Source organism: Pantoea sp. X-Soil-OKNW-556 (assembly GCF_059730695.1).
The window spans coordinates 89,659-115,106 of the sequence record NZ_AP035990.1; the positions used below are offsets into that span (position 1 = coordinate 89,659).

At 57.7% G+C, this 25,448-nt stretch carries 21 protein-coding genes; 6 read left to right on the plus strand and 15 right to left on the minus strand.

Annotated elements, in window-relative coordinates; genetic code table 11:
- The 7 genes from allB to AC6I8T_RS00460 form a co-directional block, all read right to left on the minus strand.
- Positions 1-1,377 (minus strand): allantoinase AllB, encoded by a 1,377-nt coding sequence (gene allB, locus AC6I8T_RS00430; RefSeq protein ID WP_021183701.1) that lies wholly within the window; start codon positions 1,375-1,377, stop codon positions 1-3.
- Positions 1,374-2,300 (minus strand): ABC transporter substrate-binding protein, encoded by a 927-nt coding sequence (locus tag AC6I8T_RS00435; RefSeq protein WP_208724494.1) that lies wholly within the window; start codon positions 2,298-2,300, stop codon positions 1,374-1,376. The genes allB and AC6I8T_RS00435 overlap by 4 nt, the downstream gene beginning before the upstream one ends.
- On the minus strand, positions 2,300-3,352 hold the full coding sequence (locus AC6I8T_RS00440) for an alpha-hydroxy acid oxidase (RefSeq protein WP_208724495.1): 1,053 nt from the start codon (positions 3,350-3,352) through the stop codon (positions 2,300-2,302). The genes AC6I8T_RS00435 and AC6I8T_RS00440 overlap by 1 nt, the downstream gene beginning before the upstream one ends.
- A complete protein-coding gene (locus tag AC6I8T_RS00445; RefSeq protein WP_497833417.1) occupies positions 3,339-4,865 on the minus strand; it encodes an amino acid ABC transporter permease/ATP-binding protein in 1,527 nt (508 codons plus the stop codon). Before AC6I8T_RS00445 ends, AC6I8T_RS00440 begins: the two co-directional genes overlap by 14 nt.
- Before the next feature lie 33 nt (positions 4,866-4,898).
- Positions 4,899-5,789, minus strand: a complete 891-nt coding sequence (locus tag AC6I8T_RS00450) for a transporter substrate-binding domain-containing protein (RefSeq protein ID WP_208724497.1) — start codon at positions 5,787-5,789, stop codon at positions 4,899-4,901.
- Between the two features lie 150 nt (positions 5,790-5,939).
- Positions 5,940-6,911 (minus strand): D-2-hydroxyacid dehydrogenase, encoded by a 972-nt coding sequence (locus AC6I8T_RS00455; RefSeq protein ID WP_208724498.1) that lies wholly within the window; start codon positions 6,909-6,911, stop codon positions 5,940-5,942.
- A gap of 9 nt (positions 6,912-6,920) precedes the next feature.
- Positions 6,921-7,313, minus strand: coding sequence for a RidA family protein (locus AC6I8T_RS00460; RefSeq protein ID WP_021183707.1), 393 nt, complete (start codon positions 7,311-7,313; stop codon positions 6,921-6,923).
- A gap of 335 nt (positions 7,314-7,648) precedes the next feature.
- On the opposite strand from AC6I8T_RS00460, the gene glyQ reads away from it, so the two are divergent.
- On the plus strand, positions 7,649-8,560 hold the full coding sequence (gene glyQ / locus AC6I8T_RS00465; RefSeq protein WP_021183708.1) for a glycine--tRNA ligase subunit alpha: 912 nt from the start codon (positions 7,649-7,651) through the stop codon (positions 8,558-8,560).
- Between the two features lie 9 nt (positions 8,561-8,569).
- The gene (glyS, locus tag AC6I8T_RS00470; protein ID WP_208724499.1) at positions 8,570-10,639 is read left to right on the plus strand and encodes a glycine--tRNA ligase subunit beta; all 2,070 of its coding nucleotides are present in this window, start codon (positions 8,570-8,572) and stop codon (positions 10,637-10,639) included.
- A gap of 115 nt (positions 10,640-10,754) precedes the next feature.
- On the opposite strand, the gene selB is transcribed toward glyS, so the two are convergent.
- The 7 genes from selB to fdnG all read right to left on the minus strand — a co-directional run bounded on the left by selB (position 10,755) and on the right by fdnG (position 20,242).
- A complete protein-coding gene (gene selB, locus AC6I8T_RS00475; protein ID WP_497833418.1) occupies positions 10,755-12,623 on the minus strand; it encodes a selenocysteine-specific translation elongation factor in 1,869 nt (622 codons plus the stop codon).
- Positions 12,620-13,999, minus strand: a complete 1,380-nt coding sequence (gene selA, locus AC6I8T_RS00480; protein WP_208724501.1) for an L-seryl-tRNA(Sec) selenium transferase — start codon at positions 13,997-13,999, stop codon at positions 12,620-12,622. The genes selB and selA overlap by 4 nt, the downstream gene beginning before the upstream one ends.
- A gap of 12 nt (positions 14,000-14,011) precedes the next feature.
- Positions 14,012-14,623 (minus strand): glutathione S-transferase, encoded by a 612-nt coding sequence (locus AC6I8T_RS00485; protein ID WP_021183713.1) that lies wholly within the window; start codon positions 14,621-14,623, stop codon positions 14,012-14,014.
- Between the two features lie 114 nt (positions 14,624-14,737).
- The gene (gene fdhE / locus AC6I8T_RS00490; protein ID WP_021183714.1) at positions 14,738-15,667 is read right to left on the minus strand and encodes a formate dehydrogenase accessory protein FdhE; all 930 of its coding nucleotides are present in this window, start codon (positions 15,665-15,667) and stop codon (positions 14,738-14,740) included.
- On the minus strand, positions 15,667-16,308 hold the full coding sequence (gene fdoI, locus AC6I8T_RS00495) for a formate dehydrogenase cytochrome b556 subunit (RefSeq protein ID WP_036625907.1): 642 nt from the start codon (positions 16,306-16,308) through the stop codon (positions 15,667-15,669). The genes fdhE and fdoI overlap by 1 nt, the downstream gene beginning before the upstream one ends.
- Positions 16,308-17,183, minus strand: a complete 876-nt coding sequence (fdxH, locus tag AC6I8T_RS00500; protein WP_021183716.1) for a formate dehydrogenase subunit beta — start codon at positions 17,181-17,183, stop codon at positions 16,308-16,310. Before fdxH ends, fdoI begins: the two co-directional genes overlap by 1 nt.
- Positions 17,184-17,194: 11 nt before the next feature.
- A complete protein-coding gene (gene fdnG, locus AC6I8T_RS00505; protein WP_208724503.1) occupies positions 17,195-20,242 on the minus strand; it encodes a formate dehydrogenase-N subunit alpha in 3,048 nt (1,015 codons plus the stop codon).
- 147 nt (positions 20,243-20,389) lie between these two features.
- On the opposite strand from fdnG, the gene fdhD reads away from it, so the two are divergent.
- A complete protein-coding gene (gene fdhD / locus AC6I8T_RS00510) occupies positions 20,390-21,205 on the plus strand; it encodes a formate dehydrogenase accessory sulfurtransferase FdhD (protein ID WP_208724504.1) in 816 nt (271 codons plus the stop codon).
- On the opposite strand, the gene AC6I8T_RS00515 is transcribed toward fdhD, so the two are convergent.
- Complete coding sequence (locus AC6I8T_RS00515) at positions 21,202-21,978, minus strand: DeoR/GlpR family DNA-binding transcription regulator (protein WP_208724505.1); 777 nt, start codon at positions 21,976-21,978, stop codon at positions 21,202-21,204. The genes fdhD and AC6I8T_RS00515 overlap by 4 nt on opposite strands.
- A 173-nt stretch (positions 21,979-22,151) precedes the next feature.
- On the opposite strand from AC6I8T_RS00515, the gene AC6I8T_RS00520 reads away from it, so the two are divergent.
- From AC6I8T_RS00520 to AC6I8T_RS00530, 3 genes are all read left to right on the plus strand, one after another.
- Positions 22,152-23,492 carry an aspartate aminotransferase family protein gene (locus tag AC6I8T_RS00520; RefSeq protein ID WP_021183719.1) on the plus strand — a complete coding sequence of 447 codons (1,341 nt, stop codon included), beginning with the start codon at positions 22,152-22,154 and terminating at the stop codon, positions 23,490-23,492.
- A gap of 180 nt (positions 23,493-23,672) precedes the next feature.
- Positions 23,673-24,299, plus strand: a complete 627-nt coding sequence (gene sodA, locus AC6I8T_RS00525) for a superoxide dismutase [Mn] (protein WP_021183720.1) — start codon at positions 23,673-23,675, stop codon at positions 24,297-24,299.
- A 176-nt stretch (positions 24,300-24,475) separates the two neighbouring features.
- Positions 24,476-25,444, plus strand: a complete 969-nt coding sequence (locus AC6I8T_RS00530; protein ID WP_021183721.1) for a VirK/YbjX family protein — start codon at positions 24,476-24,478, stop codon at positions 25,442-25,444.
- Positions 25,445-25,448 lie beyond the last annotated feature (4 nt).

Sequence of the window (25,448 nt, forward strand, 5' to 3'; positions counted from 1 at the left end):
TTATGCCTGACGGGTCACGAACTGACCAAAGCCAGGTTCAACCTGTATCTGGGAATCCTGGTAAACGGTGACGCCACGAATGAGCGTGCGCACCACTTTACCCTGACAGCGCATGCCTTCAAATGCGCTCCATTTGCCCAGCCCCTGGAAATTTTCCCCGCTCACCGTCCAGCTCTGGCTGGCGTCGTAAAACACCAGATCGGCATCAAAGCCCGGCGCGATGGCCCCTTTTTTGCCCCACAGTCGGAAGGCTTTGGCCGGACCGCTGGCGGTCATGCGGGCAAATTCGGTCAGCGGCAGGCCACGGTCGATATGCGCCGCGCTGAAGAACATCGGGCTGAGGGTTTCCACCCCGGTCAGGCCCATACCGGCATCCCAGATGCTGAATTCACCGGCCAGCTTCTGCTCCGGCGTGTAGGGGCAATGGTCGGAAGCGATCATGTCGATATCGCCCCGCAGCAGCACCTGCCACAGCGCATCGACGACCGGACGTGGACGAATCGGCGGGCCGCAGCGGGCATTGGGACCGATGCGCACCAGATCTTCCTCATCAAGAATCAGGTAGTGCGGGCAGGTTTCGAAGCTGGCGCGCACGGTCTCTTTGGCGGCGATGATGGTTTCGGCGGCGCGTGCCGAGCTGACATGGACGATATGGCAGCGCGCGCCGGTTTCTGCGGCAATCGCCAGCACGCGTCCTACCGCTTCAATCTCGGCAATTTCTGGCCCGGCCAGCGCATGGGCGCGGATATCTTTACGCCCGGCGCGGCGTAGTTCGCTACCTGCGCCAATCAGAATGTCGTGGTTCTCGGCATGCACGCCGATCAAACCGTCGAAGGTCGCCAGTTCACGCATGGCGCGCAGCAGGCCGTCATCGTCAAGGCGCGGTAACCCTTTCGCATCCGTGGCATCACCATTCGGCGCGCCGCTACAGAGAAAGGCTTTGAATGCCAGTGCGCCCGCCTGATCCAGCGCGGCCAGTTCGTGGACGTTGCGACCATCCAGCCCGGCCCACATGGCGTAATCCACCGAGCAATTCTCAGCCAGCCAACTGCGTTTGGCGGTAAAGCTGGCGAGCGACGTGGCGGGCGGTAACGAGTGGGGCATTTCGACGATAGTGGTCACGCCATGCGCCGCCGCGCCGCGTGTGCCTTCGCGCAGCTCCTGTTCGGGGAAATCATGCGAGCCAGTGAAGTGGGTGTGTACGTCAATCGCTCCCGGCAGCACGATCAGACCGCTGGCATCAATCAGGTTATCCACCGTGCCGTCGTAAGCACCTGGCGTCAGAATGCCACTGATTTTTCCCGCTTCGATTAACAGGTCTGCCGGTGCGGCACCGCTTTCTGTCACGACCAGGCCGTTGATAATTAACTGTTTCATGATTCTGCTCCTGCCTGGGTCACCAGCGCGTCATAAGGTACGGGCTGAGAAGGATCGAGCCAGCCGATAGCACCGAGTAACTGGCTGAAGTGGTCAAATTCGGCGCGCGGGATGCGGCTATCCGGCGCAAACACCTGTGCTTGCTGATAGGCCGCCAGCCCGCTGACCAGCGCAGCAAACCGATAATCGGGATACCAGGGTTTCACCCGCTCAGCGAGGCGAGTGGCGTCATGCTGCGCGATCCACGCCAGCGCCTGCTGTGTTGCCGTAGCAAAGGCGGCAAAGGCTTCTGCTTTCTCGTGCAGTACATCGCTGCGGGCGATATAGGCGCTCCACGGCACCCTGCCGCACAGGCCCGCCAGGCTGATCACGCTCGCCAGTTGTCCACGGGTGATGGCAGGCGCGAGCGCATGCATGGCGTGCAACGCGTAATCCACCTCGCCCGTTGCCACGGTCGCAAAGTCATCTTCGGCATTGCCGCTGCCGGGCAGGATGCTGACATCCTCCAGCAGGCCATGTTGGGCCAGCAGCCAGCGAAAGGTCAGGCTGGCGGTGCCGACGTTACCCACATCCAGCACCCGCTTGCCACGTAAATCGCGCAGTTGAAAATCGGGCTGGGGTCGGGCCGCCGCGAGAAACCACGGGTTGGCGGCGACCGAGGCGCAGAAGCACTGCAACTCGGCACCGTGCTGCTGGTAATGCTTCATCACCACCATCGGGCCGCCGAGGGTTAAATCAGCCTCACGACTCAGCACCGCAGGCACCTGGCCGCCCTGAATGGTATGTCCACCGGATTCGCTGGTGGTGAAGGAGACTTTCAGCCGCTGCGCGGCATACAGGCCGAGACTTTCTGCCAGATAGTGGGCGCAGTAATAAATCCGTGATTCGCTGGCATCGCCCTGATTGAAAATTAAGTGATGCATCAGTCACGCGCCTCCGTGACAAAACTGCCGTTGAGCGCGCCCATGTCGCTGACCCCGCACCAGTGGCTGATGGCGCTGATGGCGTTGATCCAGCCGGAAAGCAGGTCAAACACCGCTGTCTCTCCGCCAGTGACCAGCGCGGTGATAACCGGGCGCACGCTCAGTGATAAGGTTGCACCGAGGCAGCGTGCGACCACGGCATCGCTGCCGCTGCGGATACCGCCATCCAGCAGCAGTGGCAGGCGCGTCACCGCCTGCAAATCGGGTAACTGATCGACCGGTGTCACCCAGCGCGCGCTCTGGCGCAGGCCGATGTTGGAGGCGATCAGGCCACTCACGCCGTGCGCCGCTGCCGGGGCGGCATCATCATGATGCAACACGCCTTTCAGCAGCAGCGGCAGACCGCGATCGGCGCAGTGCGTTGCCACTTCATCAATCTGTTGCCAACGCCATACCGGAAACGCCGGCAGGGGTTCCACTCCGGGTTGCGTGCCGCCGATGGTGTGCCAGCCGCGTTGTTTCAATGCATCGCCGACCGAGAACCCACCCGGTTGTAGGCCAGCGACCGGATGGACCGGTGCCAGCACCGTCAGCACGATTGCTTTAAAGTGGCTTTCTGCCGCTTGGTCAATCAACGCTTTGATCCGCGCGACCTCACCTGCTGCGCGCAGTTGCAGCCAGCAGCGGTCATACTCCGCACCAATCTGCGCCAGCGGCGTCACCGTCTCTTCGGAGATCACCAGCGGCAGTTGCAGACGTTTGCAGGCGCGGGCAATCGGCAGCAAACCTTCTTCATGGAAAATACGGTCCCCGGCAAAGGCTCCAACCCCAATGGGGGCAGCCCATGTCTGGTTCATCAGGGTGATGTGCGTGTCGATGCTTTCGTTGCCCTGCAACACGCGCGGCAGCAGGCGAAAACGGCGCAACGCCAGATGGTTGGCATCATTTTCGTCGCCAAAGGCATCCGCCGGTAGCCCCTGCATATAGCGAAACAACGGTTCGCCGAGGCGCTCGCGCGCCGCGCGTTCAAACGGTAATTCAGGCGTTAGCATGCTGCGCCTCCGTGGCGTTTTCGTGTTCAAGGAAAGTGGCAAAGGCTGGCGTGGTCGGGTTTTTCAGGATCGCTGGTGGCCCTTCTTCAATCAGCGCGCCGTTTTGCAGAAACACCACGCGATCAGCGACGCCAGCGGCAAAAGCAATATCGTGGGTGCTGATGATCATGGTGATACCGGTTTGCGCCAGGCTGCGCATGGTCTGGTTCACTTCTCGCACCAGTTCGGGATCGAGCGCCGAGGTCGGTTCATCAAACAGCAAGATTTGTGGTTCGGCGGCGAGGGCGCGGGCAATGCCGACACGTTGCTTCTGCCCGCCGGACAATTCATGCGGTAGCGAAGCCGCAAAATCACCAAGGCCGACCATTTTCAGTGCGCGCATTGCTTTGGCGCGTGCCACTTCCGGCTGCGCACCCTGGACGCGCAGCAAAATGCTCATCACGTTTTCCAACGCGGTGAGGTGATCGAACAAGGCGAAGTGCTGAAACACAATGCCGATGCCTGATTTGGCGCGGTTAACGGGCAGGTGACGCTGCCCCAGCGGCTTACCGTTGGCATCGGTGCCCATAAAATGCCCTTCGGTCTGAATGGTGCCCTTCAGGCGCGGCGTCAGCGCCAGAATCGATTTCAGCAGCGTACTTTTACCGGAACCAGAACGGCCCAGCAGTACCACCACTTCACCACGACGCACGGTGAGCGACAGGTCGTTCAGAACGGTTTTCCCGGCGTATTCGACGCACAGATTATCGATTTCCAGTACCGGCGCGGCGGTTTGCGTATCCCAACGGCGTTTCGGCAGGTGCATCGGCGTGATGTCGGCGTCCTGCGGCAGCGATGCCAGTCGGGCGCGGGCGCGACGGGCGCGTTCGTCGAGGTTATAGAATTTCTCCATCCACCACTGACCACCAGCCAGCAGCGTGGAGAGGATCAGATAGATACCTCCGGAAGCGACCAGCACCGGGATAAACAGGAAGTTTTGCGACACAATCGCCTGGCCGCGCATGGTCAGTTCATTGACGCCCACCACCGAGGCCAGCGAGGTGGATTTCAGCAGGCCAACGGTTTCGTTGCCCATCGTCGGCAGGATGGCGCGCAATGCCTGCGGGATCACCACATGGATCATCTCTTTGGTGCGCGAGTAACCAAACGCCTGCGCCGCCATGCTTTGGTCGCGATCGGTTGCCATAATGCCGCCACGAATGATTTCGGCGCAGAAGGCGGTTTCGTTAATCATCAATGCCAGCAGCGCGCTGGTGAACGGACTGAAGCGCAAGCCAAATTCCGGCAGCACGTTGTACAGCAGGATCAGTTGCAGCAGCACCGGGGTGCCGCGCAGGGTATAGATATAAATCTTTACCGGTAAGCGAATAAACAGATACTTAGAGGTGCTGGCCAGTGCCAGGAAAAAACCAATCACAATGCCGCCCGCTAACGCGCCGACCAGCAGTTCAACTGCGATCACGGCGCCCTGCCAGAGATAAGGCAGGGTTAAATATTTTAAGAAATCATCCACCACACTATCTCCGGCAGGCTTTCAGGAACGTAATTAACCGCGTGCAACCACCGGGCGTTCGGCGCTGCTGCCCTGGCCCCAGTAATCGAGCAGTTTTTTCTGTGCGCCGCTTTCCTGAATCACCTTCATGGCATCCAGCACCGCGCTGCGCAGCGTGGCGTTATCTTTGGCAATCGGGAAGCCCACCATAATCGGCAGATCCACGGTGAAGGCGCTGTCCAGCGTGCCATCAGCTTTGGCGATGGCACGGGCTGAGCCGGCTTCGGTCAGGTAAACATCGGCACGACCGCTTTTCACTGCCTGGATGCTGTTGTCGGTGTTCTGCACCATCAGCATGCTGACTTCCGGTTTCCCGGCGGCGGTGCATTTGGCGCTCTGCTCTGGCACCAGTTTGTTGGCTTCATAGGTGCCAGCGGCAGCGGCGACGGTTTTGCCACACAGATCATCAACGCTGTTGATTTTCTTCGGGTTACCTTTGGCGACCACGGAACCATCCTGCACCTGTACCGACGCAACGAAGGCGATCTGCTTCAGGCGTTCATCGGTGACGTACAGCATCGGGCCGATATCAGCACGGCCACTGGCGATGGAGGTCAGCAGCACGTTGAACGAACCGTTCTGATAGCTGTGTTTTGCGCCGAGGCAGCTGCTGATACGTTCGAACAGCGAAGGATCAAGACCTTCAATGATGCTGGGATCTTTCTCTGACGGCGCTTCAAACCCTTTGGTGTAGCCACCAAGGCCAACCACCAGATCTTTGCCTTTTAGTGACGGATATTTGGTTTGCAGCGTTTTGCACTGCGCCATGGCGGCGAAGTCGCTGGCGGTGGGTTTGATCGGATCAGTGGCCGCATGGGCGCTGGACAGGCCAGCCAGCAAAGTGCCGGTCAGGCCAGATAACAAAGCGAGGCGTGCAAATTTCATAATAAGGTTCCCCTGGTGCATGGTGAATGGTTAAGCGATGACCTTCTGATTTATGAACTTTTTGGTGCTGTTTTAAATTCGCGCGATAAATCGCGCCGCTATGCGTAAAATTCCCCATGTTTTGTAGCGGCGTGATTTATCACGCGTCCTTTAATATCCGCGAGCGACATCCACCTGATTACGCAACGCCCGACCACTGCGGAAGCGCACCAGGTTATCGATAAACACCTCAAGGCAACCCTCAAGGTAAGCGGCGTGATCGTCGAGGCTACAGTGCGGCGTCATCACCACACCGGGGGTGTGCCACAGCGGGTCGTCAGTGGGGAGCGGTTCCTGCGGATAGACATCCAGTACCGCGCCTGCCAGTTCGCCCGCGTTTAACTTCTCGCGCATCGCGTTGTAATCAAACACATCGGCGCGACCAACAATCACAATCCCCGCCCGCTTCGGCAGCAGGTCGAGACGGCGACGATCCAATAACCGGCGGGTTTGCGCCGTCAGTGGCAGCGTTGATACCAACACATCCACCTGCGGCAGCACTTCATCGATGGCATCGATGCTGATGCAGCGCTCCACCGGAGCGCTACATTCGCCGCTGCGCGTGACGCCAACCACGCGATAACCCTGTGCCGTCAGCAACCGGGCCGCTGCGGAGCCGATGCCGCCCACACCCAGCAGCAGCACGGTTTTGCCCCGCGCACAGCCACCGAAGCTCGGACGCCATAACCGCTGGGCCTGATCCTGAAGAAATCCAGGGATGCCGAAGTTAAACATCAGCGCCGCCATCAAAATAAATTCCGCGCCTTTGTCACCATGTACCCCCGAGGCGTTGGTCAGCGTCACGCCTTGTGGCAAATGAGGCAGCCACTGCTCGACACCCGCTGACATCACCTGTACCCAACTGAGGCGAGGGGCTGCGAACTGGTCGAGCGCCAGCTTGCGCCCGGCCCACAGAATGTCGGCATTCGCGAGGAAGGTGGCGCTGTGCGTGGCGTCGCTGTTTTCGGTCAGCGTGAAGTGGCTCCGCAGTTGCGGGTGTGTCTCCAGCCGCTGACGCAGCAGTTCAACGGGGAGTTGCAGTGCATCCGGGCCGTTGGCATCGTTTTCAATATGGATATGCATCGCCGCTCCTTAACGCATCGCGGTGACTTCCATCTCGACCAGCAGGTCAGGATGGTTGAGCTGAATGCCGACGGTGGCGCGCGCCGGGAACGGGAACGAGAAAAATTCGCTGTACGCCTCGTTCATGGCGGCAAAGGTGCTGAGGTCGGTGAGAAAAATGGTCACGCGCACCACGTTGTCGAAAGTCATCTGTGCGGCGCTTAACAGGTCGCCAACATTCTTCAACACCTGACGGGTCTGGCTGGCGATATCGTTACCGATGATCTGGCCGCTATAGGGATCAATCGCGACCTGGCCGGAGATAAACAGCATCGGCTCATGCAATACGGCGGCAGAGAGCGGTGCTGGTCCCATCGGGCGGTCGTTGGCATTCATGCCGGGATAGGCAATCGCGGTTTTCATGGTCAAATTCTCATCAAATTCGTTTCACCGCAATTTCGTATACGATTATACAAGTGTCAATGTGCGATTTTTGACCATGAGGTAAAAAAGGTGATGCGCGTCACGAAGTGGTGCAGATGTGGTATGTATTTATCTTTATGATTTTAAATCATTAAAATTGGTTTTTGGGCGGGATGTAATGGTGTGTCTATAATCGTATACGATTTTCTTATTGTTGCGTTTTAACGGTTTTTACCCGCGATGCCACCGTCAGGATTTCCGGCTGCACATTGCGCGACCAAAGGGTATACTGTCGCACTCTTTTTTAATCCACCCGTATCGCGTGCGAATTCAACATGCAAAAGTTTGATACCAAGACCTTTCAGGGCCTGATCCTGACCTTGCAGGATTACTGGGCGCGTCAGGGCTGCACCATCGTCCAACCGCTGGACATGGAAGTGGGCGCTGGCACCTCTCACCCGATGACTTGCCTGCGCGCATTAGGGCCAGAGCCCATTGCTGCTGCTTATGTGCAGCCGTCACGTCGTCCGACCGATGGACGCTACGGTGAAAACCCGAACCGTTTACAGCACTACTACCAGTTCCAGGTGATCATCAAACCTTCACCGGACAACATTCAGGAGCTGTACCTTGGGTCGCTGAAAGAGCTGGGTATCGATCCGACCGTACACGACATTCGCTTCGTGGAAGACAACTGGGAAAACCCGACGCTGGGTGCCTGGGGTCTTGGCTGGGAAGTGTGGCTCAACGGCATGGAAGTGACGCAGTTCACCTACTTCCAGCAGGTCGGCGGTCTGGAGTGTAAGCCGGTGACCGGCGAGATCACCTACGGTCTGGAGCGTCTGGCGATGTATATCCAGGGCGTGGACAGCGTTTACGATCTCACCTGGAGTGACGGCGCGCTGGGCAAAACCACCTACGGTGATGTGTTCCACCAGAACGAAGTGGAGCAGTCAACTTACAACTTCGAATACGCTGATGTGGACTTCCTCTTCACCTGCTTCGAGCAGTACGAGAAAGAAGCGCAGCACCTGCTGGCGCTGGAAAAACCACTGCCGTTGCCGGCGTATGAGCGCATCCTGAAAGCCGCGCACAGCTTTAACCTGCTGGACGCGCGTAAGGCGATCTCGGTCACCGAGCGTCAGCGCTACATTCTGCGCATTCGCACCCTGACCAAAGCCGTGGCAGAAGCCTACTACGCCTCCCGTGAGGCGCTGGGCTTCCCGATGTGCAATAACAACAAGTAAGAGGCAGCCATGACCGATAAAACTTTCCTGGTGGAAATTGGCACCGAAGAGTTGCCTCCGAAAGCGCTACGCAGCCTGGCGGAAGCCTTTGCTGCGCACGTTACCGCTGAACTGGATGCCGCCGGACTGGCGCATGGTGAGGTGAGCTGGTTCGCTGCTCCGCGTCGTCTGGCGCTAAAAGTGGCAAGCCTGGCGGCTGCACAGCCGGATCGCGAAGTTGAAAAACGTGGCCCGGCTATCGCTGCTGCGTTTGATGCTGATGGCAATGCCACCAAAGCCGCTGAAGGCTGGGCGCGTGGTAACGGCATCACCGTTGATCAGGCCGAGCGTCTGAGCACCGATAAAGGCGAATGGCTGGTATATCGTGCGCAGGTGCAGGGCGAAAGCGCCCAGACGCTGCTGCCTGCGATGATCGCGACCGCGCTCAGTAAGCTGCCGATCCCGAAACTGATGCGCTGGGGTGCCAGTGACGTGCAGTTTGTGCGTCCGGTGCACACCGTTACACTGTTGCTGGGTGATGAGCTGATCCCGGCTACCATTCTCGGAATTCAGTCCGATCGTGTGATCCGTGGTCACCGTTTTATGGGCGAGCCAGAAATTACCCTCGACCATGCCGATCAGTACCCGCAACTGCTGCTGGAACGCGGCAAGGTAGTGGCGGATTACGCGGCCCGTAAAGCACAGATCAAAGCCGATGCCGAGCAAGCGGCGCTGAAGCTGGGCGGCAATGCTGACCTGAGCGACAGCCTGCTGGAAGAAGTGACTTCGCTGGTGGAGTGGCCGGTGGTACTGACTGCCACGTTCGAAGAGAAATTCCTCGCGGTACCGGCAGAAGCACTGGTGTACACCATGAAAGGTGACCAGAAATACTTCCCGGTTTACGCCAACGACGGCAAATTGCTGCCGAACTTCATCTTCGTTGCCAACATTGAATCCAGCGATCCGCAGCAGATTATCTCCGGTAACGAGAAGGTGGTGCGCCCGCGTCTGGCCGATGCCGAGTTCTTCTTCAATACTGACCGCAAAAAGCGCCTGGAAGATCATCTGCCGCGTCTGGAAACCGTGCTGTTCCAGAAAGAGCTGGGTACGCTGCGTGATAAAACCGACCGTATTCAGGCGCTGGCTGGCTGGATTGCTGCGCAAATCGGTGCTGATGTGAATCACGCGACCCGTGCTGGCCTGCTGTCCAAATGCGACCTGATGACCAACATGGTGTTCGAGTTCACCGACACCCAGGGTGTGATGGGGATGCATTACGCGCGTCATGATGGCGAAGCGGAAGATGTGGCGGTGGCGCTGAATGAACAGTATCAACCGCGCTTTGCCGGTGATGCACTGCCGTCCAACCCGGTTGCCTGTGCCGTAGCGATTGCCGACAAAATGGATACCCTGGCGGGCATCTTCGGGATTGGTCAGCACCCGAAAGGCGATAAAGATCCGTTCGCGCTGCGCCGTGCTGCGCTGGGCGTGCTGCGTATTATCGTGGAGAAGAACCTGCCGCTCGATCTGCAAACCCTCACCGAGGAAGCCGTGCGTCTGTACGGCAGCAAGCTGAGCAATGTGAAGGTTGTGGATGATGTGATCGACTTTATGCTGGGTCGTTTCCGTACCTGGTATCAGGAAGAAGGCCACAGCGTGGACACCATTCAGGCGGTGCTGGCACGTCGTCCAACCCGTCCGGCAGATTTCGATGCCCGCATGAAGGCGGTTTCGCACTTCCGTACGCTGGAAGCGGCAACCACGCTGGCAGCAGCCAACAAGCGTGTTTCCAACATTCTGGCGAAATCGACCGAAACCCTGAACGACAGCGTGCAGGCTTCGTTGCTGAAAGAGAACGAAGAGATCCAACTGGCAACCTTCGTGACGGCCCTGAGCAGCAAACTGCAACCGTACTTCGCAGAAGGCCGCTATCAGGATGCGTTGATTGAACTGGCGCAACTGCGTGAATCGGTGGATAACTTCTTCGACAAAGTGATGGTCAACGCGGATGACCAGGCGGTACGTATTAACCGTCTGACGCTGCTGGCCCAACTGCGCGAGCTGTTCCTGCAAGTGGCGGATATTTCGCTGTTGCAGTAACGCGCACCAGGCAGTAGCTGAAAGGGACGAGAAATCGTCCCTTTTGTTTTTCCGTAGCGGCGCGATTTATCGCGCGATTTTTTTCTGGGCATTAATTGCGCGATAAATCGCGCCGCTACGAAATTGCGTGTTCGGAGGAACAGGCGTTAAACAACCGCGCATCGCGCAGCAGGTGCTCATTGCCGCGACGGCGGGTAAAACCGCTGCGGTCAAAGAATTCCAGAATCTGCACCGCCACTTTACGCCCGGTGCCAAGCTGGTTGCGGAAATCGGCGGCGGTGGTGCTGCCACCCAGCGCAGCGCGTTGGCGAATCAGATCGGCGAAGATCTGGATCTGGTCGCTGCGGTAGTAGCGATCACGCACGATCGCCGTGATATGACCGAGCCGTGCCGCAGTCAGCAGCAGGGCGCGAACCGTCAGTTCATCCTGCCGGAGTGCGGAGGAAATATCCCGCACCCAAAGTGGCTGGTCGCCAAACAGCGGCCCAGCCTGCTGCCATAACATCTCTTCCTGCGGGTTAAAGCGCGGTTCGAAGTTGGGGAGGTGCAACCAGCCGTGGCGTTGCTGAATCACCCCTTGCGCCAGCATCTGCTCGATTAACGCCAGCACCAGCCCGGCCGGGGCCTGTGGCAGCGCAATGCGCCGCAGGCGATCGTGACCAATACCCGGTTGTTCCTGGTGCTGCTGGTGAAAATGCGCCAGCGCGTCGCACAATTGCTGCTGCCAGCGGCTGGCCAGGGCCGGGTCCATCAACGCATGATGTAAACGCACCGGGGCAATACGGGCGAGCAGAGCATCCATCGCGGTCGGGGTCAGCTGTCGCGCCCATGCCAGTTCACTGTCGTCAGCCGGTTGATGCCTGAGATGGGCGCGCAGGTTGGTTTCATCATCATCAGACAGCGCCAGCTGCTCAAGCCAGGTCAGGTAATCGGGCTGGCGTTTACCGCGTTTTTTGCTGTTCAGCAGAATCACCCGTCCACCCGCCAGCGTGTGCTGCGCGTTGCTGTCGCGAATGATCAGATGATCATTATCCGCCAGCCACAGTGGGGTGCTGAGAACCAGTTCTCCCAGCTGCTCGCTGAGTAAGGTTAAACGGCCAGTGATATGGCTGGCGGCGTGATGGACGTGTACCGGTTGAGACGCATTTTTCTGGGGTTGCAGCAGGTTAAGCGCCACCGTGAGTCGCGTGGTGCCCTGGTCCTGCTGCTGACTCAGCAACCAGTCACCTCGGGTGATTTGCGCTTTTTCCACCTCGCCAACAATATTTAAGGCGATACGTTGCCCGGTCTGCGCGTGACTCACGGCCTGGTTCTGCGCATGCAGGGCGCGCACGCGCACTGGTTGGTTGACGCCGGTCAGCCACAGGGTATCGCCGATGTGGACTTCTCCGGCCAGCGCCGTACCCGTCACCACCAGCCCGGTGCCCTTGAGGGTAAAAGCACGATCGATGGCGAGGCGAAAACGGTAGCGGGGAGTAAACGGGGGTTCCGTCAGCCCAATCAGATGCTGGCGCAGGGCATCAATACCTTGCAACGTGGTGCTGCTGGTAACAAATTGCGCGGCATCAGGCCATCCCAGCTGTTGCGTGAGCTGCGCGACCTGCTGCTGCACTTCGTCAATGCGTGCGCCGTCGACCCGATCCGCTTTGGTCAACGCCACGCTAAGTGGCGGTTGCCCGGCGAGGCTCAGTAGCTGCAAATGTTCACGCGTTTGCGGCATCACGCCATCGTCACAGGCCACCACCAGCAACGCATGGTGGATGCCTCCGATGCCCGCCAGCATATTGGCGAGAAACTTCTCATGGCCTGGCACATCAATAAAACCGATCACCCGGCCATCGGGTTGCGGCCAGTAAGCATATCCGAGGTCGATGGTCATGCCTCGTCGTTGTTCTTCTGGCAGACGGTCAGCATTGATGCCGGTCAGCGCCTGTAGCAGCGCGGTTTTGCCATGATCAACATGTCCGGCGGTGGCGATGATCATGGCAGCAGATTCCGCAGAAAGGCGGTTTCATCTGTCAGGCAGCGCAAATCGAGCCACAGCTTGCCTTCCTGGAGGCGGCCAATGACCGGCTGCGGCAGGGCGCGCCAACGTTGTGCCAGGGCGTGTAGCGTGCCGCCCTGACCGTCGCGTGGGCTGAAGGTAATAGCAACGCTGGGGAGACGTTCTACCGGTAGCGATCCGCTGCCGATTTGTGACGAACAAGGGGCGATTGTCAGCGAAAAATCCTCACCAAACGCATTCTCCAGAGCAGGCAGCAGGCGTTCCGCCAGTTGCCGGATTTCCGCTGCGGGACGCGTCAGCAGGTGCAGCGTGGGTAGCGCAACCGCAAGATTCTCCGGGTGACGATAGAGTTGCAGTGTCGCTTCCAGCGCCGCCAGCGTCATTTTATCGACGCGCAGCGCACGTTTCAGTGGATGTTGTTGCAGTCGGGCGATCAACGCTTTTTTGCCGATGATGATCCCCGCCTGCGGGCCACCCAGCAGTTTGTCGCCGGAAAAGCTGACCAGGCTGACGCCCGCCGCTATCAACTGTTGCGGCATGGGTTCAGCGGGCAGACCGTATGCGGTCATGTCGATGAGCGAACCGCTGCCGAGATCGGTGATGACCGGCAACTGGTGTTCTTCTCCCAGCGCCACCAGTTCAGCCTCGGACACCGCATGTGTGAAGCCCTGAATCTGATAGTTGCTGGTGTGAACTTTCATCAACAAGCCGCTATCGTCGGTGATAGCGGCGCGATAATCTTTTAAATGGGTGCGATTGGTGGTGCCGACCTCCACCAGCTGGCATCCGGCCTGGCGCATCACGTCAGGAATACGGAACGCACCGCCAATCTCCACCAGCTCACCACGGGAAACCACCACTTCACGCCCTGGTGCCAGGGTCGCCAGCATCAGTAAAACCGCCGCCGCGTTGTTGTTGACGATACAGGCGTCTTCCGCGCCGGTCAGTTCGCACAGCAGGGCGGCAACCGCGCGATCGCGATGACCGCGCGCGGCATCATCCAGCGCATATTCCAGCGTCACCGGCTGGCGCAGACTGGCGGTGACAGCCGCGATTGCCGCATCGCTTAAACAGGCGCGGCCTAAATTGGTGTGCAGCACCGTGCCGGTCAGATTAAACACCGGGCGCAACGCGCTTTGGCGTTGTTGCTCACTGCGGCGCAGCGCTTCATCCGGCCAGTTAGCGTGCCAGGCGGGAAGTCCCTGATGTTGCTGGATATACTCGCGTGCTTCTTGCTGCATCGCGCGGAGCTGTCGGGTGGCAAAGGCGGTGCCTGCATCATCAATTAATGGCTGCAACGCGGGGTCGCGCAGCAGGCTATCAATGGCAGGCAGCTGACTAAACAGATTTTTCATTAAGCAGAACTTTTAACTGGAGGCCGGGACAGTGCGGGCAAAGCTCTCCCGCTTAAATAGCTTCTCTGCCAGTTTGATCAGTGCCGGACGATTGACGCACCAGTTCGGCACCACGCGGCGGAAATTAATGTAGCCAATCATGCAACCGGTGGCGATATCCGCCAGATTGAGGGTGTCGCTGTTGAGCAGATCGCCCTGAGCGGCAGCGATTTCCAGTGCATCCAGACCGCGCAGGATTTTTTCCCGGTTACGCAACAAAACCTCTTCGGATTGCTGATCTCCGGGGCGCATTTGTTCGCGTACAATCAGCAGGGCTGCATCGCTGATGCCGTCGGCCAGTTTTTCCAGTTGGCGGATTTGCAACGCGCGCCAGCGGTCATCAGGCAAAAGCTGAGGTGCTTCACCTCGTAGCTCGATGGCTTCGGCGATGATCGCCGAGTCAAACCAGGTGAGCTTGTTGTCATCAACCAGCGCCGGAACTTTACCCAGCGGATTGTAATGCGGCACATGGCTGTCAGCGTTCCACGGTGATTCGTTAACAAACTCGAAGACGATGCCCTTTTCCAGCATGATCACTGAAATTTTACGCACAAAAGGGCTGGTGTAGCTGCCAATCAGTTTCATCGAACGCCTCCGTGGTGTAGCGCGATTAATCGCGCGGTTTTTTTCGGGCACGGTTCACGATATTGCGCGATAAATCGCGCCGCTACGATGCGCAGAAATATGTAAAACGCAGAATTACCCTTCGCCTGGAAACAAAAACGGGTTCAGGCTACTACGGGAAAACCCTTCCTGCTCCATCCGCGCATCCAGCACCAGTGAAGCCAGGTCGTCTGCCACTGGCTCCACCGCCGGATCTTTCTCCTGGTACAGCATCTTCAGGTAGGTGCCGCAATCGCCACAGCTTTCGGCTTTTATCGCCGCCATCTCGCTGTCCAGCGACCAGTAATGCAGGTCACGCGTCTGCTCGCAATTAGAACATTTGCTGCGTACCACATACCATTCACTTTCGCACAGATTGCAATGCAGATAACGCAATCCCTGCTGACCGACATCCATATGTACCACGCTGGCGACCGGCACGCTGGCGCACACCGGACAGAACTGACGATGCTCGCCATATTCAGCACGGGCTTTACCCGGAATTAATGCCGCCATCTGCGCCCAGTAGATCGATAATGCCGCCCAGATAAACGGTGATTTATCGTTGCTGACCTGGGCGAAGTTACCTTCGAGCAGTGCAGTCGCCAGCGTCTCCAGTTCAGTCGCCGAGGCTTTCTCCAGATTCTCCAGCACCGCCAGCGCCTGACCGCTCATCTCTGGCTTCAGTTCGGCGATCAGCGAATGCAGTAGCCGTTGCCAGTGGGGATCGCGCGGGTAAGTGTGAATATCCAGCGGCGGGATGCCCTGTTCGGCACTTTGCGCCAGGCGGGCACGCAAATCGAGCTGGAGAGGATGGTCATACAGCACGATTTCCTGTGCCTGGGCGATCACGGCGGCAAAGCGCAGATAATCACCGAGCGGATTTTTCGCTGCCAGCTCGCGCAAACGGGCGGCCCGTCGGCTATACAAGTTTTTCAGCCGGGGGAAAAGTAACGGCGGAATGTTATCCGCCGTTTTCTTATCGCTTTTCTCCAGCTGGTCCTGCGGGATAATGCGAATACTCATCAGGGGCGTTTTTCCTGTTGTGTTTGGCGTTGGCGCTGCTCGCGATACCAGCGTGGGTGATGTTTCTTCGCCCACGCGGCAGGGACCCAACCTTCAACCATCGCGGTAATGGTGCCCTTAACCCACAAGGCAGCGTAGATATGCACCATAATCACGATAATCAGCGCCACGGCTGAGACCGAATGCACCACCAGTGCGGCGCGAATTAGCGGAATGGAGAAGGCACCGGCGAAGTATGGCCGCCAAATCACAATTCCACTCACCAGCAGCATGACTAAGCTGATGATAGCAGCCCAGAACACACACTTCTGCCCGAAGTTGTATTTGCCGGTATCACCGACCTCCTCATTGCGCACGATTTTGTGGATGTTTTTCGCCCATATGATGTCCTCACGGTTAATCAAATTCTGCCGCCAGTAACGTAAGAACATGATTAAAAAGGCAGCAAACATCACCACGCCAACAAAAGGATGCAGAATACGCGCCAGCTGCGGCGTACCCAAAACATGCATCAGCCAGTTAAACGACGGAAAAAAGAAACCTAAACCGCTGAGCGCAGCGAAGACAAAGCACAACGCCACAATCCAGTGATTGATGCGTTCCGGCGCGCTGTAGCGTACCAGGCGATCGCGCTTTTTCATCATTTTTCCTCCTCGTCCTCATCTACCCGGTTCGGCCCGACGCCGACGTAGTGGAACACCGCCGCCGCAAAGGTGGCAGCAAAACCCACCGCCGCCAGCGGTTTCCAGATGCCTTTCCAGAAGGTGACGGCGGAGCTGATGCTCGGGTTTTCCGGCAGGCCGTGGTAAAGCTGCGGTTTGTTGGCGTGGTGCAGCACATACATCACATGCGTACCGCCAACGCCTGCCGGGTCGTACAGCCCGGCATGGGCGTAGCCGCGTGTTTTCAGCTCCTCCACCCGTTCTCCGGCCAGGGTCTGCATATCCACTTTGCTGCCAAAATGAATTGCCCCGGTCGGGCAGGTTTTCACGCAGGCCGGTTCCTGACCGACGGTGACACGATCGACGCACAGCGTGCATTTATACACGCGGTTGTCCTCTTTATTGAGGCGCGGCACGTCGAACGGACAACCGGCGATGCAGTAACCGCAGCCGATACATTGCTCAGACTGAAAATCAACAATACCGTTGGCGTACTGAATGATCGCCCCTTCTGAAGGACAGGCCTTCAGACAGCCAGGATCGGCGCAGTGCATGCAGCCATCTTTGCGGATCAACCACTCCAGCTTGCCGTTCTCTTCAACCTCAGAAAAACGCATCACCGTCCAGGACTTGGCGGTCAAATCCGCCGGGTTGTCATACACCCCGACGTTATGACCGATCTCGTCGCGGATGTCGTTCCATTCCGAACAGGCGACCTGACAGGCTTTGCAACCGATACAGGTGGTGACGTCGATTAACTTCGCCACCTCCTGCTGATGGTTGCGCGCCTGCGGTGGCGGCGTCACGCCGTTGGTGGCGGAGCGGCGGATAATGTCTTGCGATTGATAAGCCATCTTCGTTCTCCTTACACCTTCTCGACGTTAACCAGAAACGCCTTAAACTCCGGCGTTTGTGTGTTGGCGTCACCGACAAACGGCGTCAGGGTATTGGCGATAAAGCCTTTTTTCGCCACGCCCTGATAACCCCAGTGAATCGGGATACCGATGGTATCCACGGTTTTGCCATCTACCTGCAACGGACGCAGACGTTTGGTGACCACCGCTTTGGCCTTGATATAGCCGCGATTCGAGCTGACTTTCACCGTGTCGCCCTGGGCGATGCCGAGCTTGTTCGCCAGTACTTCACCGATCTCAACAAACTGCTCCGGTTGCGCGATGGCGTTGAGCCGCGCGTGTTTGGTCCAGAAGTGGAAATGCTCGGTGAGGCGATAGGTGGTGCCGACGTACGGGAACTGTCCGGCGTTGCCCATCGCCGCCAGATCGTCCTTGAACACGCGTGCCGCCGGATTTGACACCACATTGGGGTGCAGTGGGTTGGTGCCAATCGGCGTCTCAAACGGTTCATAGTGTTCCGGGAACGGGCCTTCCGCCATTTTGTCGAGCGCGAACAGGCGGCCCATGCCATCGGGCTGCATGATAAACGGCCCGACGTTGCTGCCCGGGGCGGCGGTGCTGTAGTCCGGGATATCCATCCCGGCCCACTTGCTGCCATCCCATTTCAGCAACTGACGTTTGGCATCCCACGGGTTGCCTTGTGGGTCGGCGGAGGCGCGGTTGTAAAGGATGCGGCGGTTGAGCGGCCACGCCCAGCTCCAGTTCAGCGTGTTGCCAAGACCGGATGGGTCGGCGTTATCGCGTCGCGCCATCTGGTTGCCTTCCGGCGTCCAGCTCCCGGCAAAGATCCAGCAGCCGCTGCTGGTGCTGCCGTCATCTTTAAGATGCGCAAAGGTACTGAGCTGCTGGCCTTTTTTCACCAGCAGGGTGCCTTTGTCATCCATGATATCCGCCAGCGCCTTGCCGTTGCTCTCCATTGCCACCTCTTCCGACGCCGGGTTTTCTGGCGTCAGGTAGTTCCAGGTCATGTTCAGCACCGGTTCCGGCGCGGCACCGCCTTCGCGCGCATACATCTCGCGCAGCCGCAGGTAGATGCCCGCGAGGATTTCACCGTCGTTGCGCGCTTCACCCGGTCCATCCTGACCTTTCCAGTGCCACTGCAACCAGCGACCGGAATTGACGATTGAGCCATTCTCCTCGGCAAAACAGGTGGAGGGCAGGCGGAATACCTCGGTCTGAATCTGTGCCGGATCAACATCGTTAAACTCGCCGTGATGCTGCCAGAAGGTCGAGGTTTCGGTGTTGAGCGGGTCGATAGTGACGAGGAATTTCAGCTTCGACAGCGAATCAATCACTTTGCGTTTGTTGGGGAACGACGCCACCGGGTTGAAGCCCTGGCACAGGTAGCCGTTCACTTTGCCCTGCGACATCATCTCGAAGTACTGCAACACGTCGTAGCCTTTGTCCCACTTCGGCAGCCAGTCAAAGCCCCAGCTATTCTCCGCCTGCGCTTTGTCGCCAAAGAAAGCTTTCATCATGCTTACGAAGAATTTCGGGTAGTTGCCCCAGTAGTTGACCTGGCCGGGCAGCGCCGGTTTTGGCGTGTTGGCGTTGAGATAGGTTTGCAGATCGGTCTGCTTCTCCGACGGCAGCGTCATATAGCCCGGCAGGCTTTGTGACAGCAGGCCAAGATCGGTCAGCCCCTGAATATTGGAGTGGCCGCGCAGCGCATTAACGCCGCCACCTGCCATCCCCATGTTGCCAAGCAGTAGCTGAATCATCGCCATGGTGCGGATGTTCTGTGCCCCGATGGAGTGCTGGGTCCAGCCAAGGGCATACAGGAACGAGGTGGTGCGATCGCGCGCGCTGGTTTCGCCGATCAGTTCGCAGACGTGCAGGAAATCCGCTTTTGGCGTGCCGCAAATGCGTTCGACCATCTCCGGCGTATAGCGGCTGACATGCTGCTTCAGCAGGTTCCACACGCAGCGCGGATGGCTCAGGCTGTCGTCGCGTTTGGCGAAGCCGTCCTCGCCCAACTCGTAGTTCCAGCTGGTTTTGTCGTATTTACGGTTGTCAGCGTCATAGCCGCTGAACAGGCCATCCTCGAAATGAAAATCTTCGCGCACAATCAGGTTGGCGTTGGTGTACGCCTGCACATATTCATGCTGAATTTTGTCGTTTTCCATCAGCCAGCGCAGCACGCCCGACAGAAAAGCGATGTCGGAGCCGGAGCGAATTGGCGTATAGAAATCTGCCACCGATGCGGTGCGCGTAAAGCGCGGATCGATGACAATCAGTTTGGCTTTGTTGAAGATTTTGGCTTCCATCGCCCAGCGGAAACCGACCGGATGCGCTTCAGCCGCATTACCGCCCATTACCACAATCAGGTTGGCATTACGGATGTCGACCCAGTGATTGGTCATCGCACCGCGACCAAATGTTGGAGCAAGACTTGCTACCGTTGGTCCGTGTCAGACGCGTGCCTGGTTGTCGACCGCCAGCATACCGAGCGATCGGGTCATTTTCTGGGTGAGATAGCCGGTTTCATTGCTGGAAGCCGAGGCACACAGCATGCCCGTGGTCAGCCAGCGGTTGACGGTGACACCGGCGGCGTTTTGCGCCATAAAGTGGGCATCACGGTCGGCTTTCATCAACTTCGCGATACGGTCAAAAGCATCGTCCCAGCTGATGCGCTGCCATTTATCCGAACCTGGCGCGCGATATTCCGGGTAGTGCAGGCGACTGTCGCTGTGAACAAAATCCAGCAGACCTGCGCCTTTCGGGCACAACGCCCCGCGGCTGACCGGATGATCCGGATCGCCCTCAATGTGGAAGATAGTTTCTTTAGCGTTTTTTGCGCCATCGCCGAGGCTGTACATTAACAGGCCACAGCCGACGGAGCAGTAGGTGCAGGTATTACGGGTTTCGCGGGCGCGCAACAGCTTGTACTGTCGCGTTTCCGCCAGCGCCACCTCGGGGGTAAAACCGAGAAGGGCTGCCGTGGTCCCCGCCATACCGCCCGCGCAGATTTTGAAGAATTTTCTTCTGCTGACGTTCATGGGAGATAATCCTTGGTTCGACATTACTCACGTTTATTATTTTTGCGGTGCACTGGCTAAGGGTTCAAAATGACCCAACTAAAAAAGCGAGTATAGCGGCTAAATATTACCACTGCTTTTGTAAGGTTGTTGTGCGAGGCGAACAAAGTGACACAGAAAGATCAGGCTAATGTGAGTGAGATCTCAGGCGCGCGTCAGGCGCAGGTGTGGCAGCGGCGTGATATCACTCACGCGGAGCCTGACTGGCTGGCGCAGGAAGTTCCGGTGGCGTTGGTCTACAACGGCATTTCCCATGTGGTGATGATGGCGACGCCCAATGACCTGGAGGCGTTTGCCCTTGGCTTTTCGCTCTCTGAAGGCATCATCGACACACCACAGGATATTTTTGGTCTTGATGTGGTGCCCGGCTGCAACGGCATTGAAGTGCAAATCGAACTCTCCAGCCGTCGCTTTATGGCGCTGAAGGAACAACGCCGGGCGATGGCAGGCCGTACCGGCTGTGGCGTATGTGGTGTGGAGCAGCTGGATCAAATAGGCAAACCGATTACACCGCTGCCTTTTACCCAAACCTTTGCCCTTGAGCATCTCGATGCCGGATTAGCGCGTCTGCGCGACTTCCAGCCGGTGGGTGAATTGACCGGCTGCACTCACGCTGCTGCCTGGATGTCGCCGCAAGGTGAGCTGCGCGGCGGCTGTGAAGATGTGGGGCGTCATGTGGCGCTGGATAAGCTGCTCGGTTATCGCAGCAAGGCCGACTGGCAGCAGGGCGCGGTGCTGGTTTCCAGTCGCGCCAGTTATGAGATGGTGCAGAAGTCGGCGATGTGCGGCGTTGAAATTCTGTTCGCGGTGTCGGCGGCAACGCAGTTGGCGGTGGAGGTGGCGCAACGTAGCAACCTGACGCTGGTCGGTTTCAGTAAACCGGGCCGCGCCACCATCTATACCCACCCCCAGCGGTTGCGCTAAACCACCTGAACCTGCGCCAGCGCCTGTTGCAGCGCGCTGAGCGCACCGGGTTTCGCCTGACCCGCATCGCAAATCAGCAGATCAATCCCGGCAATCGGGGCGTATTGGGTACGGCTCACCACGCCCAGTTTGCTGTGATCCGCCAGCAGGATGGTGCGGCTGGCCTGCTGCACCATGGCGCGCGCAATCGCGGCTTCATGCGGGTGAAAGCTGGTGGCTCCGTGTTTGGCCTCAATGCCCACCGGTGACAACAGCGCCACATCGGCCCGATAGCGATAAATCTCGCCCACCGTTATTTCCCCGCGCGTCTGTTGTGCCCCGGCAGACATCATGCCGCCCAGCAAAATCACCTGATTATTCAGCGGCTCATGTTCTTCCGATGCGCTGAGCGCCAGCGCGGCTTGCAGGCTGTTGGTGATGATAGTCAGCCCGGACATGGTGCGCAGTTCTTCGGCCAGCAGGGTGGTGGTGGTGCCAGAATCGAGGAATAACGTCTGGCCGGGTTGCAGATGTTGTGCCGCAGCCACGGCAATGGCGCGTTTCTCCTTCGCCTGTGCGCTGCGACGTACGCGTAGCGGCGCTTCCGGCTGGCTGTCGACCGCGACTAAACCACCGTGGACACGCCGTGCCACACCCTGCGCTTCCAGCTCGATAATATCTCGCCGCGCCGTTTCCCGCGAAATGCCCAGCTCTTTGATGACGCGTTCGGTACTGACCTGATGATGTGTCGTCAGCAGCGCGCGAATGCGATGTAAACGGGTTTCCTGCAACATGACATTTCCCTGTAGCGAGTTCAGCGTGGGCCTAAGATTACCTGAGCTTCATCATTCCGTCATGTGTATTTGGTTGTATTTGTGTATTTGGTTGCATTTGTCGTAAAAACCGGCATGATATCAGCAGACGGTTATTACGCATGCACCCCTTTCACCTCGCAACGGGAGTTATCATGGCTACACGTTCCACTATCATGGATACCAACAGTTTTCGTGCTGAGCACGCCGACGGTCTGGACGCCGATACGCGCAAACTGACCGATAAACGCAGCAAAGTGCTGGGCGAGTCGTATCGCCTGTTCTACCGTAAGCCGGTGCATCTGGTGCGCGGTGAAGGGCAGTATCTGTGGGATGCCGCAGGTAACAAATATCTGGACGTGTATAACAACGTGGCGAGTATCGGTCATTGTCATCCGGCGGTGATTGAGGCGGTGAATCAGCAGATGAAGATGCTGAACACCCATACCCGTTATCTGCACGAACGTATTCTGGATTACAGCGAAGAACTGCTGGCGACCACACCGGATGCCATCGACCGTGCGATGTATATGTGTACCGGTTCTGAGGCCAATGACCTGGCGATTCGCGTGGCGCGCGCCTTTAGCGGCGGTACCGGGATTATCGTGTCGCAGGAGGCTTACCACGGCACCAGCGACCTGACGTCCGGCGCTTCTCCGGCATTGGGCACCGGTCAGCCGCTGGCACCGACGACGCGTCTGGTGCCGCCACCGGATCATTACCGCGTTAATGCGCCGGATCTGGGCGAGTGGTTTGCCAATGAAATCCAGAAGCAGATCGATGACATGAAGGCGCACGGTATCAAGTTCGCCGGTTTCCTCGCCGACTCAATTTTCTCCTCTGATGGCGTACTGCCGAACCCACCGGGCTTCCTGCAAAAAGCGGTGGATGTGGTGCATGCCAACGGCGGTATCTTTATTGCTGACGAAGTGCAGCCGGGCTTTGCTCGTACCGGGGATGCCTTCTGGGGCTTCGCCCGTCATGGGGTGGTACCGGATGTGGTCACCACCGGCAAGCCGATGGGTAACGGAATTCCGGTCTCTGGCCTGCTGGCGAAAAGCGATGTGCTGGCAGCGTTCAGCGACGAGATCCCTTACTTCAACACCTTCGGTGGCAACCCGGTAGCGATGGCGGCCGCGCAGGCGGTGCTCAAGGTGATCAAAGAAGAGGGCTTGCAGGAACACAGCCGCGTGGTGGGGGCGAAATTGCAGGCCGAGCTGGCGAAACTGATGGCAAGGCACGAGGCGATTGGCGATGTGCGAGGTGCGGGTCTGTTTATTGGTTTTGAACTGGTCTCCGATCGCAGCAGCAAAACGCCGGATAAAGCGCTGGCACTGGATTTAATCGAGAAGCTGCGTGATCACCATGTGCTGACCTCGGTGGCTGGCCCGTACGGTAACGTATTGAAATTGCGTCCGCCGTTGGCGTTCCAGGAAAGTGATATCGACTGGCTGGTCGGTGCGCTGGATAAATCGCTGACCGAGTTGGGTCGGTAAACAGTTCCCCTTTGTAGCGGTGCGATTGATCGCGCCGCTACGCCAAATTCCTCAAATCCTTATCATTACTAAGGCATTGATTACCCTTTTCCGGATCATGAATTTAACTATAATGATCCAACTGCTTACGCGGCACGCCAGCGAGGTCGTGCTGCTCAAACACTAATGGAGAGGAAGAACATGAGTTATTCACTGCCATCCCTGCCTTACGATTACGACGCACTGGAACCGCATTTCGACAAGCAGACGATGGAAATCCATCACTCTAAACACCACCAGGCCTACGTGAACAACGCCAATGCGGCGCTGGAATCACTGAAAGGTACAGAATTCGACGGTATTCCGGTTGAAGAGCTGATCGCTAAACTGGACAAACTGCCAGCAGACAAAAAAGGCCCGCTGCGTAACAACGCCGGTGGTCACGCGAACCACAGCCTGTTCTGGAAAGGTCTGAAAATCGGCACCACCCTCCAGGGTGAACTGAAAGCTGCAATTGAGAAAGATTTCGGCAGCGTTGAAAAATTCCAGGAAGAGTTTGAGAAAGCCGCTACCACCCGTTTTGGCTCTGGCTGGGCGTGGCTGGTGAAAAAAGGTGACAAACTGGCTGTGGTTTCTACCGCTAACCAGGACAGCCCGCTGATGGGCGAAGCGATCTCTGGCGCTTCTGGCTTCCCGATCATTGGTCTGGATGTGTGGGAACACGCTTACTACCTGAAGTATCAGAACAAACGTCCTGATTACATCAAAGCATTCTGGAACGTCGTGAACTGGGACGAAGCTGCTGCGCGTTTCGCCTCTGCTAAGTAAGTCATCGCCATTCTGAATGACATCAACCGGTGGACAGGTTCCGCCGGTTTTTTTAAACCATTTCTAAACAAACCACCTATTCCCGCCAGCTAAACCCTCAGCCGCTAACTTATTAACCTGTCGTTGATAATTTGGGGCATATAGTCGCGTCAGTTTTTCTCGACGAAATAATAATTATGTCCATGATAACCACTTCTGCGGCGAATAATGATTCGTCTACATCGCTGTTTTTTCAGTTAGTCACTGGAAAGTTTGTGCCAAATAAATTGTGGCACAGCAAAAGTTTCCGGTTTAAATTTGCTTTAAGATCGCTTGTTTATCCTGTTACGACTCACCGTTACCTGAATCAACTGGCCGCGCTGCCACAGCTGCCGCAAATGTTGACGGTACAAGGCTTGCTGCCTGCCAAACTGCATCGCCCTTATCTGCGGGCTGGTTTTAGCGTGGCGCAGCGCGCCCAGGCAATTCTTGACCATTACCACCTGATGGCTGCGCTGGAAAATACCACCCTGCGTCAGTTGCTGCAAAGTCCGGGTGATAATTTGCTGGCCAGCTTTAAAGGTAAAAATGACGAATCATTCGTGATTCACTGCTGTCCGGGCCGTTTTGACCGTGAAGGCGAGATTACGCTGGAATTACGCTATGAAGAGAAATTAATCGCCTCATTGTCTTTCTCTATTTTTAATGAGAACCAACAAAGAAGCTTATTAATTGGCGGGTTGCAGGGGCCACGAAAACATATTTCTAATGATGTAATTCGTGATGCTACTAAATCTGCCCAGGGTTTATTTCCAAAACGTCTGTTGATGGAAGTGGTATTTATTCTGGCGCAACAATGCGGCGTGCAGGCGATTAGCGCGGTGGGAGATACCACCCACGTATTTCGCAGTCTGCGCTACCGACACAGCAAAGGCGACCACTTCTTTGCCAGCTACAGTGAATTCTGGCAGTCATTAGGCGGAGAAGCGCGGGCGGATGGCGTATTTACGTTGCCGTTACAGATGGCGCGTAAATCACTGGATGAGATTGCCAGCAAGAAGCGTGCGGAGTATCGCCGTCGTTATGAATTGCTGGATAATCTGGCGCAGCAGGTGTTACAGGCGGCGGGTGTGACAGAGGTACGCGACGTATCGCACGCCGCGTAAGGAA